At 72.6% G+C, this 18,729-nt stretch carries 19 protein-coding genes; 8 read left to right on the top strand and 11 right to left on the bottom strand.

All coding sequences use genetic code 11. The annotated features are described in order from the left end of the window. Nucleotides 1-14 precede the first annotated feature (14 nt). Nucleotides 15-926 (bottom strand): L-lactate dehydrogenase, encoded by a 912-nt coding sequence (locus tag IC605_RS14900; protein ID WP_216325805.1) that lies wholly within the window; start codon nucleotides 924-926, stop codon nucleotides 15-17. Then, nucleotides 923-1,456, bottom strand: coding sequence for a universal stress protein (locus tag IC605_RS14905; RefSeq protein ID WP_216325808.1), 534 nt, complete (start codon nucleotides 1,454-1,456; stop codon nucleotides 923-925). The genes IC605_RS14900 and IC605_RS14905 overlap by 4 nt, the downstream gene beginning before the upstream one ends. A gap of 79 nt (nucleotides 1,457-1,535) precedes the next feature. Between IC605_RS14905 and IC605_RS14910 the strand changes: the two genes are divergently transcribed. The 3 genes from IC605_RS14910 (at nucleotide 1,536) to IC605_RS14920 (ending at nucleotide 5,343) form a co-directional block, all read left to right on the top strand. Next, complete coding sequence (locus IC605_RS14910) at nucleotides 1,536-2,990, top strand: MBL fold metallo-hydrolase (protein WP_216325812.1); 1,455 nt, start codon at nucleotides 1,536-1,538, stop codon at nucleotides 2,988-2,990. Between the two features lie 411 nt (nucleotides 2,991-3,401). Next, nucleotides 3,402-4,361 (top strand): carbohydrate kinase family protein, encoded by a 960-nt coding sequence (locus tag IC605_RS14915; protein WP_216325815.1) that lies wholly within the window; start codon nucleotides 3,402-3,404, stop codon nucleotides 4,359-4,361. Nucleotides 4,362-4,395: 34 nt separating this feature from the next. After that, the gene (locus IC605_RS14920) at nucleotides 4,396-5,343 is read left to right on the top strand and encodes a pseudouridine-5'-phosphate glycosidase (protein WP_216325818.1); all 948 of its coding nucleotides are present in this window, start codon (nucleotides 4,396-4,398) and stop codon (nucleotides 5,341-5,343) included. Between the two features lie 187 nt (nucleotides 5,344-5,530). On the opposite strand, the gene IC605_RS14925 is transcribed toward IC605_RS14920, so the two are convergent. From IC605_RS14925 to IC605_RS14945, 5 genes are all read right to left on the bottom strand, one after another. Then, nucleotides 5,531-6,376 carry an HpcH/HpaI aldolase/citrate lyase family protein gene (locus IC605_RS14925; RefSeq protein WP_216325821.1) on the bottom strand — a complete coding sequence of 282 codons (846 nt, stop codon included), beginning with the start codon at nucleotides 6,374-6,376 and terminating at the stop codon, nucleotides 5,531-5,533. Between the two features lie 92 nt (nucleotides 6,377-6,468). Further along, nucleotides 6,469-6,714 carry a hypothetical protein gene (locus IC605_RS14930; protein WP_216325824.1) on the bottom strand — a complete coding sequence of 82 codons (246 nt, stop codon included), beginning with the start codon at nucleotides 6,712-6,714 and terminating at the stop codon, nucleotides 6,469-6,471. After that, entirely contained in the window at nucleotides 6,711-7,094 is a 384-nt protein-coding gene (locus IC605_RS14935; protein ID WP_216325827.1) for a VOC family protein, read from the bottom strand. The genes IC605_RS14930 and IC605_RS14935 overlap by 4 nt, the downstream gene beginning before the upstream one ends. Before the next feature lie 28 nt (nucleotides 7,095-7,122). Continuing rightward, nucleotides 7,123-7,629, bottom strand: a complete 507-nt coding sequence (locus tag IC605_RS14940; protein WP_343216630.1) for a GNAT family N-acetyltransferase — start codon at nucleotides 7,627-7,629, stop codon at nucleotides 7,123-7,125. Next, nucleotides 7,626-8,507 carry an RIO1 family regulatory kinase/ATPase domain-containing protein gene (locus IC605_RS14945; RefSeq protein WP_216325830.1) on the bottom strand — a complete coding sequence of 294 codons (882 nt, stop codon included), beginning with the start codon at nucleotides 8,505-8,507 and terminating at the stop codon, nucleotides 7,626-7,628. Before IC605_RS14945 ends, IC605_RS14940 begins: the two co-directional genes overlap by 4 nt. Nucleotides 8,508-8,991: 484 nt before the next feature. Between IC605_RS14945 and IC605_RS14950 the strand changes: the two genes are divergently transcribed. Further along, the gene (locus IC605_RS14950) at nucleotides 8,992-10,875 is read left to right on the top strand and encodes a RecQ family ATP-dependent DNA helicase (RefSeq protein ID WP_246580880.1); all 1,884 of its coding nucleotides are present in this window, start codon (nucleotides 8,992-8,994) and stop codon (nucleotides 10,873-10,875) included. A gap of 62 nt (nucleotides 10,876-10,937) precedes the next feature. Here the strand turns inward: IC605_RS14950 and IC605_RS14955 are convergent, their stop codons facing one another. Then, the gene (locus tag IC605_RS14955; protein WP_216325832.1) at nucleotides 10,938-11,909 is read right to left on the bottom strand and encodes an ABC transporter substrate-binding protein; all 972 of its coding nucleotides are present in this window, start codon (nucleotides 11,907-11,909) and stop codon (nucleotides 10,938-10,940) included. A gap of 214 nt (nucleotides 11,910-12,123) precedes the next feature. Between IC605_RS14955 and IC605_RS14960 the strand changes: the two genes are divergently transcribed. After that, the gene (locus IC605_RS14960; protein WP_216325835.1) at nucleotides 12,124-13,038 is read left to right on the top strand and encodes a hypothetical protein; all 915 of its coding nucleotides are present in this window, start codon (nucleotides 12,124-12,126) and stop codon (nucleotides 13,036-13,038) included. A 266-nt stretch (nucleotides 13,039-13,304) separates the two neighbouring features. Here IC605_RS14960 and IC605_RS14965 read toward each other — a convergent pair whose 3' ends face one another. Next, the gene (locus tag IC605_RS14965; RefSeq protein WP_216325837.1) at nucleotides 13,305-15,311 is read right to left on the bottom strand and encodes a S9 family peptidase; all 2,007 of its coding nucleotides are present in this window, start codon (nucleotides 15,309-15,311) and stop codon (nucleotides 13,305-13,307) included. A 192-nt stretch (nucleotides 15,312-15,503) separates the two neighbouring features. Between IC605_RS14965 and IC605_RS14970 the strand changes: the two genes are divergently transcribed. The 3 genes from IC605_RS14970 to IC605_RS14980 all read left to right on the top strand — a co-directional run bounded on the left by IC605_RS14970 (nucleotide 15,504) and on the right by IC605_RS14980 (nucleotide 17,252). Next, nucleotides 15,504-15,695, top strand: a complete 192-nt coding sequence (locus tag IC605_RS14970; protein WP_216325840.1) for a hypothetical protein — start codon at nucleotides 15,504-15,506, stop codon at nucleotides 15,693-15,695. A 75-nt stretch (nucleotides 15,696-15,770) separates the two neighbouring features. Then, entirely contained in the window at nucleotides 15,771-16,874 is a 1,104-nt protein-coding gene (locus IC605_RS14975; protein ID WP_216325843.1) for a M20 family metallopeptidase, read from the top strand. A gap of 78 nt (nucleotides 16,875-16,952) precedes the next feature. Further along, the gene (locus IC605_RS14980; RefSeq protein ID WP_216325846.1) at nucleotides 16,953-17,252 is read left to right on the top strand and encodes a hypothetical protein; all 300 of its coding nucleotides are present in this window, start codon (nucleotides 16,953-16,955) and stop codon (nucleotides 17,250-17,252) included. A gap of 3 nt (nucleotides 17,253-17,255) precedes the next feature. Here IC605_RS14980 and IC605_RS14985 read toward each other — a convergent pair whose 3' ends face one another. Further along, the gene (locus tag IC605_RS14985) at nucleotides 17,256-18,074 is read right to left on the bottom strand and encodes a phosphotransferase family protein (protein ID WP_216325849.1); all 819 of its coding nucleotides are present in this window, start codon (nucleotides 18,072-18,074) and stop codon (nucleotides 17,256-17,258) included. Beyond that, complete coding sequence (locus tag IC605_RS14990) at nucleotides 18,074-18,727, bottom strand: PIG-L deacetylase family protein (protein ID WP_216325852.1); 654 nt, start codon at nucleotides 18,725-18,727, stop codon at nucleotides 18,074-18,076. Before IC605_RS14990 ends, IC605_RS14985 begins: the two co-directional genes overlap by 1 nt. Nucleotides 18,728-18,729: the final 2 nt, after the last annotated feature.

Below are 18,729 nucleotides of genomic sequence, written 5' to 3' on the forward strand. Positions count from 1 at the left end.
GGAGGAGGGCGCCCTCAGCCCAGCCGCTCTCCCATCTCCCGCAGCACGGCCGCGCTCGCCTCCAGGGCCTGCTGCTCCCCTGGGGGGAGGGGCGGGATCAGGGTGTCTTCCACCCCGCGCGCGCCCACGATGCGCGGCACGCTCAGGCTCACGCCGAAGGACGCGGTGGGCGCGCTGACGGTGAGGATGGAGCGGCGGTCGCCCAGGATCGCCTCGCAGATGCGGGCGAGGGCCGCGCCGATGCCGTAGTAGGTCGCGCGCTTGCCCTCGATGATCTCGGCGGCGGCGTCGCGCGTGCCCGCGTCGATCCCCTCCCGCACCTCCGGGGTCCACTCCAGCCCGCGCGCCCCCATGAAGTCCTCGACGGGGAGGCCCGCGACGCTGGCGGTACTCCAGGCCAGGACCTCGCTGTCGCCGTGCTCGCCGAGGACGTAGCCGTGGACGTGGGTGGGGTCCACCCCGGCGTGCTGCGCGATCAGGTGCCGGAAGCGCGCCGAGTCGAGCACCGTGCCCGAACCCAGCACGGCGTGCCCCGGCGCGAGGCGGGTGGCGAGGTCGGTCAGGAGGTCCACCGGGTTGGTGGCGACGAGCAGCACCGCCTCCGGCGCGTGTTCGGCGACCTGCGGGATCACCTCGCGGAAGATCGCGGCGTTCTTGCCCAGAAGGTCGAGGCGGCTCTCGCCCGGCTGCTGGTTGGCCCCGGCGGCGATCACGACGACCCGGCAGCCCTCCAGGGCCTCATACCCGCCGCTCGTGACGCGGGTGCCGTGGCTGACGGGCGCGGCGTGGGCGATGTCCTGGGCCTCGGCCTGGGCGCGTTTCTCGTCCTTGTCCACGAGCACGAGGTCGCTGCACGAGCCGCGCAGGGTGAGGGCATAGGCGGCGGTGGCCCCGACGAGCCCCGCGCCCACCACGCCGACCTTCACTCGCGGCCTTCCGGCAGGCGCACGGTGAGGACCGGGACCGGGCTGCGGGCCACGACCTTCTCGGCCGTGCTGCCCACCAGGAAGTGTTCGAGGGCCCCGCGCGCGTGGGTGCCCACCACGATCAGGTCGGCCCCCCACTCCCGCGCGGCCTCCAGCAGCCCGGTCACCGGGTCGCCCACGAGCTGCGCGGTGTCCTCGCCGCCCCGCAGCATCCGCGCGAGGCGCCCCGCGTCGGTGTCCTCCAGCGTGTGCAGCAGGCCGGGGTCGGGCAGCGCCGGGGTCAGGCCGCCCCCCAGGTCGGGCGTCGCCGTGACCCGCGCGTCGGTTACGTGCGCCAGCCGGAGCTGCGCTCCCGGAAACCGCGCCCGCGCCACCTCCAGCGCGTGCTGCGAGGCGCGCGAGAAGTCGATCCCGACCAGGATGCGGCCGAAGGAGGAGGAGGAGGAGGAGGAGGTGTCCGGCGCCGCCTGCGTCTCCGTTCCCGTCTCCTCCGTTCCCGATCCTGCCGTGAAAATCAGGCGTTCTGTCATGTCCCGACCGTACACCCTCCCCGCCTCCTCCGCCGGTTCCTGAAGACCGGGTAAAGGCCAGCCGCCCCTAGACTGCCCCATGCACCTTCGGAGTCTGGGGGCGGCCCTGACCGTCACGGGGAGCGCGCACCTCCTGCACATGGGCGGCGAGCGGGTGCTGATCGACTGCGGCCTCTTTCAGGGCGAGGGGGCCCTCGAAGCCCGCAACCGCGAGGACTTCGGCTTCGACCCGCGTGACCTCGCGGCCGTGATGCTGACCCACGCGCACCTCGACCACGTGGGGCGCCTGCCCCTGCTCGTGCGCCGGGGCTACCGGGGGCCTGTGTACTGCACTCCGCCGACGGCGGCGCTCGCCGAGACCGTCTTGCTCGACGCCGCCCGCCTCCAGGTCGAGGCCTCCCGCCAGGAGGTGCGCCGCGCCCGCCGGGAGGGGGGGGAGCCGGGGGGAGAAGGGCCCCTCTACGACGAGGACGACGTTCACCGCGCGCTGGCCCTGCTGCGCCCCACCCTGCACTTCGGGCAAAGCGTCCAGATCGGCCCGCTGAGGGTGACGCCGCAGCGGGCCGGGCACATCCTGGGAAGCGCGTACCTGTTGATCGAGGCGGGGGGCGAGCGGCTGATCATGACGGGCGACCTCGGCCACCGGGGGGGCGGGCTGCAACCCGACTTCGCGCCGCCGCCCCCCGCCGACGCGGTGGTGATCGAGACGACCTACGCGGGGCACCTCCACCGCCCCCGGGCCGCGACCCTCGCCGAGTTCGCGGGGGCCCTGCGCCAGAGCGTCCGCGCGGGTGGCAAGATCCTGATTCCCAGCTTCGCCATCGAGCGCACTCAGGTGATCCTCCACACCCTGCGCGGGCTGATGGAGTCCGGCGAGGTGCCCCGCGTCCCGGTCTTCCTCGACTCGCCGATGGCGGCCCGCGCCACCGGGGTCTACTTCCGCTTCGGCGACGAACTCACCCCACCCCTGCGTGAGGCCATCACACGGGGAGAGGACCCCTTCCGCCCCTCGACCCTGCACGTCGTCCTCACCGGGGACGAGTCGAGGCGGCTGAACCGCTACGACGGCCCGGCGATTATCCTGGCGGGCAACGGCATGATGACGGGGGGCCGCGTCCAGCACCACCTCCGCCACCACCTCTGGAAGCCCGGCACCAGCCTCGTCGTCGTGAGCTACCAGCCCCCCGGCACCCTGGGGGGTCGCCTGGTGGCGGGGGCCCCCACCGTCCCCCTCCTCGGCGAGGAAGTGCCCGTGCGCGCCCGCCTCCACACCCTCGGCGGCTTCAGCGCCCACGCCGACCGCGCCGATCTCCTCGCCTTCCTGGGTACCACCGGCACCCCCCGCGTCTGGCTCGTCCACGGCGAGCCCCACGTCATGGAGGCCTTCGTGCCCGTCCTCGCGGGCCACGGCCTGACCGGAAACCTGATGCCGGATGGCAAGGAGGTGGACCTCCTCGCCACCACCTTTCCGGGAGGCCGTCCCCCGGGTGTGAACACGGGCGGGGGAGCGGTGCGGGAGGGCGTGGGGGAGTAGGGGAGAAGAAAAGTTGGACAGTTGAGGGCGCCGGTGGGGCGCTTGCGTTGACCCCCTCTGTCAGCGGCTCTCCGTGTCAGGGGGAGGGGGCGAGAGAGGGGCTTGGCGCTGGTCACACGCCCCCTCCCCCCGGCCCTCTGCTTCGCAGTTCTCCGGGTCACCCACGAGGGGAGAGGGCGCAGGAGAAGCTGGAGCCCTCGCGCTGTTCACACCGTCCATCCAGATGCCCATGGCTGCCTGTAAGCGAACGCTCCTGGCCCACGACCCCGCCCTGCTCGCGCGGCGAGACGGTGGGCCCGCCGATTGGAACGCGGCAAGATCACACCTTGCGCTCTGAACCGTCCGTCCACCCACGCAGTCCGTGCTCCTCCTGCCCACCACCCTCGCATTTCCCTCTACCCTGCAAAGGCCATGCCCCCCACGTCCCCGCCCCCCCGCGTCCTCGTCATCGGCGGCGCGAACGTGGACATCAAGGCCCGCACCCTCGCCCCCGCCGTGCCCGGCACGAGCAACCCCGGCCGGACGACCCAGGCCCCCGGCGGCGTGGCCCGCAACGTGGCTGAGAACCTCGCCCGGTTGGGGGTGAGCCCCACCCTGATCGCGGCGGTCGGACGCGACCTCCTCGGGGAAGCCCTGCTGCGCGAGACGGCGGCGGCGGGCGTGGACGTGGGCGCCATCCTCCGCACGGACGGGCCGACCGGAACGTACACGGCGGTTCTCGACCACGGCGGCGAACTGCTGATCGCCGTGGCGGCGATGGACGCGACGGACGCCCTCACCCCCGCCGTTCTCGACGCGCGCCGCGACCTCCTGCGTCACGCGGCCTGGGTCGTCGCCGACGGAAACCTCCGTGCCGAGACGCTGACCCACCTGCTCGGGCTGGCCCACGGGGCGGCCGTTCCCGTCATCTTCGAGCCCGTCAGCGTGCCCAAGGCGGCGAGGCTGTCGGTGGCCCTCGCGGCGGGGCTGGCCCCCCACACCGTGACCCCCAACGTGGCGGAACTCGGCGCCCTGGTGGGCCGCCCGGTGCCCGACACGCCGGACGCCCTTCACGTGGCGGCGGCCGAGCTGCGCGGGCGGGGCGTCCACACCGTCTGGGTGCGGCGCGGCGGGCGGGGGAGCCTGCTCCTGACCCCCGGCGAAACGCACGCCCTCCCCGCCCTGCCCGCCCGCGTGGCCGACGTGACGGGCGCGGGAGACGCCATGCTCGCCGCCTTCCTCGCCGCCCGGCTCGCCGGGTCTTCTCCCGCCGCGGCCGCCCGCCACGGGCACGCCGCGGCCGCCCTCACGGTCGAGAGCGACCAGACGGTCTCGCCCCTCCTGAGCCCGGCGGCCATCCGGGCGCGGCTGGGCTCCGCCGGCGGACAATAGACCAGCCCACGACCTCACCCAAGGAGTTTCACCCATGTCCACCCCCCTCCCCATCCGCCCCGAAGTCGCCCGCCTGATGGACCTCCACCCCGAGGTCGCCGCCGCCCTCGCCTCCGGGGGTCCGGTCGTCGCGCTGGAGAGCACAATCATCAGCCACGGGATGCCCTTTCCGCAGAACGTCGAGATGGCGCGCGGCGTGGAGGCCGTGGTGCGCGAGCACGGCGCCACGCCCGCCACGGTCGCCGTGCTCGGCGGGCGCCTGAAGGTGGGCCTGACCCCGGGCGAGCTGCACCTCCTCGCCACCGACAAGGGCGTCCAGAAGATCAGCACCCGCGACCTGCCCGTGACGGTGGCGCTCGGCGGCCACGGGGCGACCACGGTCGCGTCCACCATGCGGATCGCCTCGCTGGCGGGCATCCGGGTCTTCGCCACGGGCGGCACGGGGGGCGTGCACCGGGGCGCGGGGCAGAGCATGGACGTCAGCGCCGACCTCACCGAACTCGCCCGCACCGACGTGTGCGTGGTGAGCGCCGGGGTCAAGAGCATCCTCGACATCGGCCTGACGCTGGAGGTGCTGGAGACCCAGGGCGTGCCCGCGATCACGCTGGGATCGGAGGAATTCCCCGCCTTCTACTCCCGGTCGAGCGGCTTTCCCTCGCCGCTGACGGTTCAAACGGAGGCAGAGGCGGCCCGTGTGCTGCACGCCAAGTGGTCCCTGGGCCTGACGGGCGGCGTCCTCCTCGCCAACCCCATCCCGGGGGAGGCCGAGATTTCCGCCGCCGAGATCACCCCGCAGATCGAGCGGGCGCTGGCCGACATGGCCGCGCTCGGGCTGAGCGGCAAGGAGACGACGCCCTACCTGCTGGGCCGGATGGTGGAGATCACGGGCGGGCGCAGCCTGGAGGCGAACATCGCCCTCGTGCGCCACAACGCGGCGGTGGCCGCGAGGGTCGCGGTGGAGTACGCGCGCTTACCGGGCTGACCTCCGGCCGGGAGGAGCGCCTCGCTCTGGTCGGGTTGACGCGGGCGAGTCGATCTGGCGTTCCCCGACAGTCACCTCGGGGAGGAGGGTGGGCGGGTCCTCGCCGTTCGGCGCACGCTGGAGGCGGCGGGGTCGGGCAGGCGCTCTCCCGAACGCCTCGCCCCGAGGTGCGGGAAAGACAGGCCCGTCAAGCGGGGTCGGCGGGCGTGGGGGCCCGCGCCCCCTCCCACGCCTCCAGCCGCTCCCGCGCCCCGTCCACGTGCATCTGCTCGATCAGGGCGCCGCGAAAGGTGGTGACGCTCTTGCCTCCCTGCCGCGCTTCTTCCCACGCGGCGAGCAGGGCGCGGGCCTCCTCCGCTTCCGCCGCCGTCACCCCGAAGGCGAGGTTGGCTGGGGCGATCTGGCCCGGGTGGATCACCGTCTTCCCGGCGAATCCCAGGGTCCGGCCCTGCTCACACTCGCGGGCAAAGCCCTCCGGGTCGCGCACGTCGTTGTACACGACGTCGAGAGGGACTTTGCCGTGCGCGCGGGCGGCCAGCACCACCGCCGACAGGGCGTGAAGGAGGGGCAGGCGGTCGGGGTGGGAGCGCGTCCGCAGGGCGTGGGCGAGGTCGTTGGCACCCACGATCAGCCCCGCCACCCCCGGCACGGCGGCGATCTCGGCGGCGCGCAGGACCCCGAGCGGCGTCTCGACCATCGCCCAGAGGGGGAGGCCGAGGTGCAGGTTGCGCAGGGTCCGGGCGTCCTCCACCTTGGGGAGCACGAGGCCCGCCGCCCCCGCCGTGAGCGCCATCTCCCGGTCGTCGTGTTCCCAGGGGGTGCCCAGCCCGTTCACCCGCACGAGGACCGGGCAGGACCAGTGCCAGCCCAGCGCCGCGCGCACGTTCTCCCGCGCCGCGCTCTTGCCCTCGGGGGCGACCGCATCTTCCAGGTCGAGGATCACGGCGTCCGCGTCCAGCGTGCGGGCCTTCTCGACGGCGCGCGGCTTGTCGCCCGGCACGTAGAGCACCGAGCGCAGGGGTTTAACGCTCACGCTCAGCGTTCTCCCGGCGGGGTTTCGCCGCACTCGACACGAGGAGGAAGGGGAGGAGGGCGAGGAGGAAGCGCAGGGGGCGTTTCATGGGGTCAGGGTAGCCCGTCCGGTTGACGAACGCGGAGACCAGCGAAGCGGAGGGCGTGGGCTACGATCAATGCCGTTTCCTGAGCCGTGAATGTGGCTCCCTCCGGGCCGGACCAGTCCTGGACGATGTATTCGCCCTCCGCCGTCTCCTCGATGTTGAGCAGGAGGTTGAAGGCGGGGCGGTAGACCTCCAGATTCATCGAGTCGTGTTCCGGATTACCCGCCACGATGAATTCAAACTCCTCCCTCACTCCAGCCCCCAGATGCCCGGCGGCGCCAGCTCCAGCACGTTCCCGGAAGGGTCCTCGAAGTACAGGCTCTCGCCCCGATTGCCCCAGGCGTAGCGGGTGACGCTCAGGCCGTGCCCCTCCAGCAGAGCCTGCCAGGTGTCCGTCTCCTCCCGCGTGATGGCGAGGCAGGCGTGCCCTCCCGGCTTGCCCGCGTGGGGCGGCACGTCGCCGGGCTGGGCACTCATGGAGGGGTCGAAGATCAGCAGCATGGAGCCTTCCAGCCGGTAGAAGAGGTGGCGCCCCGGAACCTTCCCGTACAGGCGCAGTCCCAAGACGCCCGAGTAGAAGGCTTCGGCGGCCTCCAGATCGGCCACGTACAGGCAGGTCTCCAAGGCGCGCATGGGGAGAGCTTAGGGCTTGTCGCCCAAGTCAGGCGGGCAGCTCCAGCCCGGCATAGGCGCTCAGGTCGTTTCGGAGTGGGTAGATCATTGCGGTGGGAGTGTCCGGGTGCAAGCTGAATTCCGCCGCCCGGCGGAACCCGAAGCGTGGATAGTAGTCGGAATGACCCCACAGCACCACCATTGGCTCGGGGCGGCCCTGCACAGCGCCCAGCACCGCCCGCATCAGGTCGCTCCCAATGCCGCGCCGTTGGAACTCGGGGAGGACGCTGATGGGACCGAGGTATAGGACCCGCCGGGGCCGGTCAGGGTTCTCTGGCTCGCCGCGCAGGTCAGCGGGCGCGACGATGACGTGACCGACTGTCCGGCCCCCCACCTCCGCCACAAGCGAGAGGTTGGGCAGGAAGCGGCCAGAGGTGCGAATCTCCTCGATCATCTCGTTCTCCCGGAGACCGTCGTTGTAAGTAAAGGCTAGGCGGGTCACCTCGGCGATGGCCGGGGCGTCCGCCGGGCCTTCCGGACGAATAAGCAGGTTCAGGGCAGCACCACCCGCGGCGTCGGCGCCACGCCCAGCGCCCGCCGCTGGACCTCGCGCAGGGTGGCCTCGCCGCTCTGCTGGACGCCGTGCTTGCGAAAGCTCGTCGCCAGGCTCTCGGCGTCGCGGCGCAGCAACTCCCCGAACTTGGGGTTTTGCCGGGTCGTCAGTTGGGGAAAGTCGATGATCGTCACGGTGTTCTCCCACCACAAGAGGTTGTAGGTGCTGTAGTCGCCGTGCGCGTAGCCCAATCGCAGCAGGTGCGCCATGCCGTCCAGGGCCTGATTCCAGGCATTCCGGGCCTCCTCGGGGGTCAGGGCCGCGTCACTCAGGCGCGGGGCGGGGGCGTCCTCGGTGCCGATCAGACGCATCAGCACGGCGGGGGTGGTCTGCATGTACTCGAAGGGGCTGGGGCCGACCAGGGGTTCGGGGACGTTCAGGCCCGATTGCCACAGGTGCCACAGGTGCGCGTACTCGGCGGCCACCCACCCCGCCTGAAGCATCTCCAGGCCCTTGCGGGAGCGGCCCTCCATCGCCCTTTTCGCCCGCGCGTCGAGGATGACCTGTCCCTCTCGGTAGATGCCGTCGCGCTTGAAAGACCGGGCCTCCAGCTCTCGGTAGAGCTTGAGGAGGACGCTGCCCCTGGGCCCGCGCGCCACGTACGCCGTGGCCTCCTTGCCGCTCTTGAGTTCGGCGACGACCTCGGTGATGTGACCCAGGTCGGTGAGGCGGCGGATGGTGTCGTCCTGCTCGCCCGATTCCTCGGCGGTCAGCGCGGCGAGACGTCGGCGACCCAGCGGCTTTTTCGTCTTGTGCTTCTGGCGTCTCTCCGGGCGGGTGTCCGCGTCCGAGAGTTCGTCTTCGAGCCAGCGGGCACTCAAGGGTGCCTCGGGGGCGGGTTACCTGCGGGTTGGAACGGTTGGGGCTGGTGCTGCACGGTGGCTCCTGGGATCGGGGGCGAGGACTCCTCGTTCGGTCGCGTTCAGGCTGACGTGGGCAGTGGTGTGGATGTTCGTCATGTGCAGCACCTCCTTCCGGTGTTGCCCCCACCGTAGCAGGTGAGGTCGGCGTGAGGAAGCCGGGATGCCGGGGCTAGGCCATCACGCTTAGGGGGCGGCCCCTCCGGGCACCGGACTGAAGCCCACCTCACCGTCCCGGGGGCCCGCGCGGGCGCGGTAAAGCGGGCTTGTTCCGGGCATCATCTGCGGGGGTCTCGCGGCCACGAGACTGGCCTCCCGCCTCCGCTCCGTCCCGGCGCCTCCAGGCCGGGAACGTCAGGGAAGCGCGGCCAGATCAGCTCCTCTCCACGCCGGAACCGCCGGGGTCCCGGCACGCCTCCGCGTGGATGAGAAAGGAACGCCTGCCATGCCCAGACGCATCCGACTCCGGGTTTCCCCGCCCGACTCCGCCGAATCCCACCCGGTGCCCTCCTCCCCGCCCCGGCGCATCCGGGTCAGCGCGCCCCCCGCCGAACCCACCCCGCCCGGGGACCCACCCTCCTCTCCCGTCGTCCTTCCCCCCCCCGCCGCGCCCCGCGTGAGCCTCGCTGAACCGCCGCCCCGCCCCGCTCCGCCCCCTCCCGCCCCGTCTCCGGCGGGCGCCCGCCGGGGCAGGCCGACCAAGGACATGCAGCGCGCCCAGCGCATCGCCCGCGAGGTCTTCGGCTACGACGGGCTCCACGACGCCCAGAAGGAGGCCATCGCGTCCGTCCTGAAGGGGCGCGACACCCTCGCCATCATGCCCACCGGGAGCGGCAAGTCGGCGATCTATCAGGTGGCGGCGCTCTCGCTGAGCGGCCCCACGGTCGTCGTCTCGCCCCTGATCGCCCTGCAACGCGATCAGGTGGAGGCGCTGGAGGAGAGTGCACCGGGTCAGGCGGCCCTGATCAACTCCACCCTGCGCCCCGCCGAGCGCGAGGCCACCCTGAGCGCCTTCGAGGAGGGGGAGGTCGAGTTCCTGTTTCTCGCGCCCGAGCAGCTCGGCAACGAGGAGACGCTCGCCCGGTTGCGGGAGGCCGAACCCTCGCTCTTCGTGGTGGACGAGGCGCACTGCGTCAGCGAGTGGGGGCACGACTTCCGGCCCGAGTACCTGCGGTTGGGCGTTGTGGTGGAGGCGCTCGGGCACCCGACCGTCCTCGCCCTGACGGCGACCGCCTCGCCCCCCGTGCGCGCCGAGATCGTGGAGCGGCTGGGGATGCGGGAGCCCGAGATTCTGGTGCGCGGCTTCGACCGCCCGAACATCCGCCTGGGGGTGAGGCGCTTCGAGGACCCGGGGACGAAACGCTCGGCCCTGCTCTCCGAGGTGATCGCCGCCCCCAAGCCGGGCATCGTCTACGCGGCGACCCGCCGGGCGGCGGACGAACTCGCCCGCGACCTCACGGGGCACGGGGTGCGGGCGGCGGCCTACCACGCCGGGCTGAACGTGGAGACGCGCGAGGGGGCGCAGGCGGCCTTCATGGCGGACGAGCTGGAGGTCATCGTGGCGACGACCGCCTTCGGCATGGGGATCGACAAGCCGAACGTGCGCTTCGTGCACCACCTCGACATCTCCGGCTCGGTGGATGCCTACTACCAGGAGATCGGGCGGGCGGGGCGTGACGGCGCGGCCTCGGAGGCCACCCTCTTCTACACGCCGGGCGACCTGCGGCTGCGCCGCTTCTTCGCGGGCAGCGGCCTGATCGACGCCGATCAGGTCGAACACGTGCTGCGCGCCCTGGAGGACCGGGGCGGCCCGGTGGACCCCGAGGAGCTGCGCGAGGAGACGGGCCTCTCGCAGACGAAGGTGCTGACCGCCGTGAGCCGACTGGAGGACGTGGGGGCCGTGGAAATCCTGCCGAGCGGGGAGGTCACGGCGACCGACGGGGCCCAGGCCCCCGAGGTGGTGGCCGAGGCCGCCCTCGCGCAGGCCTACCGCCGGGCCTTCGAGGACTCGCGCCTGGAGATGGTGCGCGGGTACGCCGAGACCGGGGGCTGCCGCCGCGAATTCCTGCTCAACTACTTCGGCGAGGCGTCCACCCCCCCCTGCGCCTTCTGCGACAACTGCGACTCGGGGCTGGTGCGGGCGACCGGGGGCGGGGACGCCGTGCCCTTCGCCCTGGGCAGCCGCGTCGCCCACCGCACCTTCGGCGAGGGCCTCGTCATGCGCTACGAGGGCGAGAAGATCACCGTTCTCTTCGACGGGCCGGGCTACCAGACGCTCGCGCTGCCCGTCGTCCTCGAACAGAGCCTGCTGGAGTCGCTCGGGGCCTGAGCCGCCAGAGAAGGGGGAGGGGACGGCCGCCGCGCCTGTCCCCTCCCCCCTTCCCGTGACCCTCAGCGCACCGTCTTGCTGACGAGGCCGTTCGTGTAGAAGTTGGTGGCCCTCGCCCCGGCGGGCAGGCTGCCCTGCCTCACGAGGGCGGCGACGGCCTTCGTCCAGGCGGCGGGGTCGCTGGCGCCCAGGCCGTTGGCGCGGGTGTAGGCGCCCTGCATCAGGGGCACGCTCGCGCGCAGCACGTCGAGGGAACCGCCCCCCGTGCCGAAGACGGGCTGGGCGACCCGGAAGGCGCGGGCGGGGTCGGTCACCGTGAACTTCAGCCCGCGCTGACTGGCCCGCACGACCCGCCGGGCGAGGTCTCCCGTCAGCGTCTTGTCGGTGGTGATCAGCCCCGAGCCCACCATCGGGTAGGAGGCCGTCACGTCGAGGGTGTAGACCCGCGTGCCCGCCGCCCGGAGCTGCACGACCTCGTTGTTCACGAAGCCCACGGCGGCGTCCACCCGCCCGGCGCGCACCGCGTCGAGCTGCGTGAAGCCGATGGAGGCGAGCCGCACGTCGCGCCCCTCCTGCAACCCGGCGTCGTCGAGCACGGCCCTCAGCGCGGCGTAGCTGCTCCCGAAGGTGCCGGGGAGGCCCACCGTCTTGCCCCTCAGGTCGGCGGCGGTGCCGAGCGGCTTGGTGCTGAAGACCGTGACCGGCAGCTTCTGGTACATCGCCATGACGTAGCGCACGGGGGCGCCCTGGTTGCGCGCGAAGATCGCGTCCTCCGGGTCGCCCACGATGAAGTCGAGCTTGCCCTGGAGCAGCAGCGGCATCAGTTCGGAGACGTAGCCGTGCTGGAACCGCACGTTCAGCCCCTCCGCCCGGAAGTACCCGAGCTTGTCGGCCACGTAGAAGGGCGTGAACTGCACGTTGGGGATGTACCCCAGGCCGATGGTGACCGTGCGGGTGGGGGCCGTCTGGGAGGCCGTGGTCTGGGCCGACGCGGTGCCCAGGGCGAGCAGCGCGAGGAGGGCGGCGGTCTTCATGAGGGCGAGTATAGGAGCCCGGCGCGGCGGGACCATGACCGGGGTCGCCAACCGGGCGGAAGGGTGGACGTGTGGGCGGCCCGGCCCTCGTCCTCGATGAATGCTGGGAGGGTCCGGGTGCTCCCGGGCCTCATGTCGGCGGGCAAGACCCACCCTGGGGCCGGGTGGTAGACTGCGGGGTACGCCTGCGCGAGTGCGCGGGGAAAGGAAGATCATGACCAACGACACCAACGAGCATCCCCTCGACCCCCGGGGTGACCTGCACGAGACCCCGGAGGAGTTGCGCGACGTCCTCCCCGAGCTTCAGGGCGAGCCCGACGAGGACCCCGTGCTCGACGCCGAGGAGGCCGAGCAGGAGGGTCAGGTCGCCGCGATGGCGGTGATAGACAGCGGCAACGTCTCCGGGGACGAGAGCGCCGAGGGCGAAGAGGGCGAGGACGAGTATATCGACGCCGACGACCTGATCGGCCTCCTGAACGAGATGAAGGAGATGCTCGAAGCCCAGGGTAAGGAAATCCGCGGCCTGCGCCGCGAGATGCGCGAACTCCGCGAGGGCCAGGGCGCCCAGGCGAGCGGCTTCCGTCCCCGCGAGGACCGCGGCGGTCAGGGCGGCGGCAATTTCCGTCCCCGCGAGGACCGCGGGGGCTTCCAGGGGGGCGACCGGGGCGGCTACCAGGGCGGCGGGGACCGTGGCGGCTTCCGTCCCCGTGACGACCGCGGCGGTCAGGGCGGCGGTAACTTCCGTCCGCGTGAGGACCGTGGAGGCTTCCAGGGTGGCGACCGGGGCGGCTACCAGGGCGGCGGGGACCGTGGCGGCTTCCGTCCCCGCGAGGACCGCGGCGGTCAGGGCGGCGGTAACTTCCGCCCGCGTGAGGACCGCGGAGGCTTTCAGGGTGGCGACCGCGGCGGTTACCAGGGCGGCGGGGACCGTGGCGGCTTCCGTCCCCGCGAGGACCGCGGCGGTCAGGGCGGCAGCTTCCGCCCGCGCGAGGACCGGGACCGCAACTTCGGTGACCGCGAGTTCCGCCCGCAGGGTGGCGAGGGCGGCAACCAGGGCGGCCAGGGCGAGGGCTTCCGCCCGCGTGCCCGCACCGACCGGGGCTGGGGCAACCGCCGCAACGACGAGTAAGGGTTGAGAGGGAGGAGGGCCGGGGTGAACGTCCCGGCCTTCGCCTTTTGGTTGCTTGGCAGAAGAGGTTCAGGTGGAGTGGAACAGGGTGACCAACCCAAACTCCTCCCCTTAGCTTGCAAAACTCCGCAGGAGAGGGAGAGGCTGGGTGGAGGTGAACCGGCGGGACATCGAGCCGCTTTTGGCGAGAGAAGGCCTCTTCCTCGCGGTGGGGGTGGTGACATGCCCCTCTCCCCTTGCGGGAGAAAAAGGCCCTTTTTCCTCTCCTACGAGTGCGACGTCTGGTGACCGAAGCCGAAGGGCCGCCCCTCTTGTTCCACCTGTTCCGCCAACAGATGCCCGTCCAGCCAGCCCAGGTACTCCTCCAGCCGCCCCATTCGCCGGTCCGGCCTCCCCGAGCGCGAGAGTTCGTGGTCCTCGCCGGGGAAGCGGACGAAGCGCACCGGGACGCCGTGCAGGCGCAGGGCGGCGTACCACTGCTCGGCCTGCTCGACCGGGCAGCGGTGGTCGAGGACCGAGTGGACGATCAGGGTGGGGGTGCGGACGTGCTCGACGTACTTCAGCGGGCTCATCTCCCACAGCCGGAGTGCGTCTTCCTGACGGTGGAAGTTCAGGCCGAGTTCGTCGTCCCAGAAGCGCATCCCGATATCACTGGTGCCGCCGAAGGAGATCAGGTTGCAGATGCTCCGGTCGGTGATCGCCGCGCGGAAGTGGGTCGTGTGCGCCGTGATCCAGTTCGTCATGTAGCCGCCGTAGCTGCCGCCCATCACGCCCGCCCGCGTGCCGTCGAGCCGGGGAAAGGTCGTCAGGCACACGTCGAAGAAGGCGAGCAGGTCGTCCATGTCCACGCTGCCCCAGCGCCCGTGGATGTCCGAGGACCACGCCTGCCCGTACCCGACGCTGCCGCGCGGGTTGCCGTAGCACACCCCGTACCCCCGCGCCGCGAGGAGCTGGAACTCGTGCGTGAAGCCGTGCCCGTAGGCCGTGTGCGGCCCCCCGTGGATGCTCAGCAGGGCGGGCACGCGGCCCTCCCCCTCCGGCAGCAGCACCCACCCCTCGCCCTCGCCGAGGTCGTTCGTGAAGCAGACGCGCGTATGGGCCCGGGCCGGGAAGGGGAGGCGGACGTGGAGGTCGGTCACCTGCACGCCGTTCAGCTCCACCTCGGGGAAGCGGTCGGCCCGCTCGCGGATCAGGGCCACGCCGCCCCCCCGCGCCGTGAAGGCGGAGATCACCCCGTCCTCGCGGTGGTCGTGGGGCGTGACCGTCCCGTCCAGGCTGAGGCGGAAGAGGCCGCACGAGCCGCCGACGGTACTGGGGAAGAGCAGCGTCTCCGCGTCCAGCCACACCGGGCGCTCGGGAAAGGCGCCGACGTGGCAGTCGCCGCCCACCAGATTCCCGACCGGGCGGTCCCACCCCTCGTCCAGCCGCCGCCACGAGCCGTCCCCCTCGACCAGGAAGAGGTGGGCGTCCTCGGGCGAGCCCTTGCCCTCGGGGCGGCCCACCAGGACGAAGCGTTCGCCGTCCGGGTGCGGCGTGGCCGAGACGATGGCGGAGTTCCAGCGGGTGAGGCGGGTGCGGGTGCCGTCCAGAAGGAGGGTGTACGCCTCCTGCCGCCACTGCGCCGCAGCGTCCTCAGTCTCGCTGGAGACGAGGAGCACGCCGCGCGAGTCGGGCCACCAGGCGTAGGACGTGACCTCGACCTCCGGGGCGTGCCACTCGCGCAGCCTGTCCGCCGCCACGTCGTAGAGCCACAGCCGGGCGGGCCGCTCGGGTAGCCAGTCGCGCCCGTTGAAGCGGTAGCGGGGCCGGGTGATCACGCGGGCCTCCCCGCGCTCGTCGCGCTTGTCCTCGTCGTCGCCAAGGCTCAGGAAGGCGAGAAGGCGTCCGTCGGGGCTCCACGTCACGTCCGTCACCGGGCCCCTGAACCTCGTGACGCGCCGGGCCTCCCCGCCGTCGAGAGGCAGCAGGAAGAGCTGACCCTTCCCGCCGCGCTCCTCGCGCACGAAGGCGAGCGTCCTCCCGTCCGGCGACGGGCGCGGCGACGTGTCCCGGCCCTCCCCGCGCGTGAGCGGCCGGGCCTCGCCCCCCTCCGACCGCCAGATGTGCGAGCGGTAGCGGGGTTTGGGGAAGTCGGGTTCGGGCCGCGCCGGGTCCTCCTCCTCGACGCGGGAGAGGACAAAGAAAACGCTCTGCCCGTCCGCGCCCACCTGCGGGTCGGAGGGGAAGACGAGGGCGAGGAGGCTCTCGGGGCAGGGCACCGGGCTGTGGGTCATGCCCGCAGTCAAGCACGCGGCGGGGGTCTCACCCGGCTCATGACGCCTCGCTCAAGGTGGATTGACCCTCCTCTCGCGCCGGTCAGGCGGTCATCAGCTACGCTGGATGAACAGCAGCGTATGACCCGTTCACCGACCCTCCCGGGCCCGGTGGCCGCTGCTTCACCAGGACAACTTCGCAGGAGGAACACGATGCAGGAACTGTCATGCACCTGGGTCCCCGGCACCATCGACCTCGTTCGGCTGCGCTTCGCGGGGCGCACGGTCGAACTCACGAGCACCCGCCTCACGCGCATCTTCGGGCGTGAGGCCGTGAGCGAGCTGTACCTGAGGGGCCGCGCCGTGCTCCGCGCGAATACCCAGCAGATCGCCCTGCTGACCTGAGTCCCCGCGAGACAGACCCGCCCCGCCCCGTCGCCCCTGACCCGGGCCGGGCGGGGCCGCTCCCTGCCGAGTAGCATGGCGCACATGCCCCCCGACCTGCCCGCCATGATCGCCGACCTGCGCGCCCTGGTGGAGATCGAGTCCCCCTCCACCGACCCCGCCGCCGTGGCCCGCGTGATGGACGTGGTGGAGGCCCGCGCCCGCGAGCTGAGCGGCGTCCCCGAGGCGCTCCCCGGCGGCACCCGGGCCTTTTCCTTCGGCATGGGGGGGGAGGAGCGGCCCCTGCTCGTCCTGACCCACGCCGATACCGTCTGGCCGCACGGCACGCTGGAGACGATGCCCTTCCGGGTGGAGGGCGAGCGCCTCTTCGGCCCCGGCACCTACGACATGAAGGCCGGGATCGTCGGCGTACTGCACGCGCTGGCGGCCCTGGAGGGGCGCTGGCCCCGGGGCGGCGTGCGCCTGCTCCTCACCCCCGACGAGGAGGTGGGCAGCGCGGCGAGCCGTCCCCACATCGAGGCCGCCGCCCGGGGGGCCCGCGCCGTGTTCGTGGTCGAGCCGCCCGTGGCCGACTCCCACGCCCTCAAGATCGGGCGCAAGGGGGTGGGCTCGTTCGCGCTGACCTTCCACGGGGTCGCCAGCCACGCAGGCAACAAGCCGCAGGAGGGGGCGAGTGCGATCACCGAGGCCGCCCGCGCGGTGCTGGAGGTCCAGGCCCTCGCCCGCCCGGAGATCGGCACGACCGTCAGCGTGGGGCGGATGCGGGGTGGGAGCGCCGTGAACGTGATCCCCGCCGAGGCCACCCTGGAGATCGACCTGCGCGCCTCCACGGTGGCGGAGGGCGAGCGCGTCACCGGGGCGATCCGCGCCCTGACCCCCGCCGACCCCCACGTCCGGCTCACCGTCACAGGTGGGCTGAACCGGCCCCCCTTCGAGCCGGGTCCAGGGACGCTCGCCCTGTTCACGCAGGCGCAGACCATCGCCCGTGACCTCGGCTTCGAGATCGGGGGAGAGGTCGTGGGTGGCGGCAGCGACGGCAACTTCACCGCGCCGCTGTGCCCCACCCTCGACGGTCTGGGGGCTCCCGGCGACGGGGCACACGCGGCCCACGAACATGTGCGGCTCGACCGCTGGCCGGACCACGTGCGGCTGCTGACCCGCCTCTTGCGGGAGGTGTAGGCGACAGGTGGGACCGGGACGTCTTCCCCGCGTCCTGCCCCCCGCGCACCGCGTACCCTGCTGGCAAGGAGCCCCCCCATGTTCAACCTCTTCGGCCGGAACAAGCCCGCCGCCAACGCCTACCTTCAGCAAGACGACTCCCAGACCTACCGCGTCCGCGTGCGCACCCGCCCCCACGGCGAGGTCGTCGAGTTCCGCTTCACCAAGAGCGCGCACATCGGCATTGACGACGACGGCAACTACTTTTTCCGCAAGCCGGTCGTCAGCCCGCGGCACTTCGACCGGGGCGAGTTCGTCGTCCGCTTCGACCGCCGCTACAACGTGACGGGCACGGAAGCAGAGGGGGTGGACTTCATCCCCGTCAGCGAGTGGGAGTGAGGGTCAGCTTCTGAAAGCCCAGGCCCGCGTCCAGCGCGTGACGTGCCTCAACCGCTCGTCGGCGAAGCGGCCCCGCAGGTCCCGGCGCATGAACTCGCCCGCCCAGGCCAGGAAGGGGGGCAGGCCGTCGAGCCGCCCTCCGGCCTGGGCGTATCCCTCCAGATAGCCGCACCGGAAAGAGAGGAGCACCCGCCGCCGCGCCCCGGAGATCGCCCACACCGCTGGATCGGCGCTCAGGATGCTCAGCGTGCGGGCCACGTCGAGCCGCGCGTCGCCGAGGGCCACGTTCTCCCAGTCGAGGACGGCACTCACCGCGCCGCCCTCCACGAGCACGTTGAGCGGGTGGTAGTCGAGGTGGAGCCAGGCGGGGGAGGCGGGAACTCCGGTGGGTCCGTCCAGCCTCCGCAGGGCCGCGTGCGCCTCGGCGGGGACGGGCAGGGCGTGCAGCCGCGCGTGCGTCTCCCCGACCGCGAGGCCGAGGTCATAGGCACGCCCGGGCGTCTCCTCCAACGCTGCCGCGACCGGCACCCCCGGCGCCCACTCCTGCACGAGGACCGCGTGTTCCCCCGTCACGCCCACCGCTCCGACACGCGGCACCGGGTAAGCGCCCGCCCGCAAAGCCTCCGCCAGCCGCGCGAGGCCGTGGGCCGTCCCGGCCTCCGAACGCGGATACAGCCGCACCGCGAACGTCCCCGCCGCCGTCTCCACCCGCCAGCTCGGATTGCCCGACGCACCCGGCAGCCGCTCCACCTTCCGGACGGCGTACCCGAGGTTCAGAACCGCAGCGCGGATCGTCGCCTCCCCCCACTCACCACGGGGCACTAGCCACCGACCTCGTGAAACGTCTCCTCCGTGATCCGCCCCGGGAACTTCCGCAGGAAATCCACCGTGCTCAGCGCCTGGGTGCGGTGGCAGGCGATGGCCTGGAGCTTGCGGGCGATCAATCGGCCCACGTCCCGGCGCACGTTGGGGGCGAGCCACAGGGCGCGCAACTCCTCGTTCTCGGGCGGAACGGGGTTGGCGTAGTACCACAGGCGGGGCCGCTCGCCTTCCGGCAGGCTCTCCCACGCGGCGCGCACGGCCCGGTGGGTGGTCACGTGGTCGGGGTGCCCGTTGCTGCCGTTGGGCGGGAAGGTGAGGACGGTCTCGGGGCGGTGGCGGAGCATGGCCTCCCGCGCCACCTCCACGAGCGGCTCGAAGGGCTGCTCCCGGAGGGATTTGTCGGGGAAGGTGTGCTGCTCGTGGACGGTCAGGCCGATCACGTCGAGGCAGGCGCGCAGTTCCGCCTCCCGCATCCGGGCGAGTTCCTCGGGGCCGTCGCACAGGCCGAGGGTGCGCCCCGCCTCCCCGCGCGTGAGGGTGACGAGGCCGCAGGGGTGGCCCTCTTCCAGCCATTCCATCAGGGTGCCCGAGGCGCCGTACACCTCGTCGTCGGGGTGGGGCACGATCAGAAGGAGTCTCAGCCGCTCGCTCATGC

The organism is Deinococcus aestuarii, from assembly GCF_018863415.1.
GTDB lineage: Bacteria > Deinococcota > Deinococci > Deinococcales > Deinococcaceae > Deinococcus > Deinococcus aestuarii.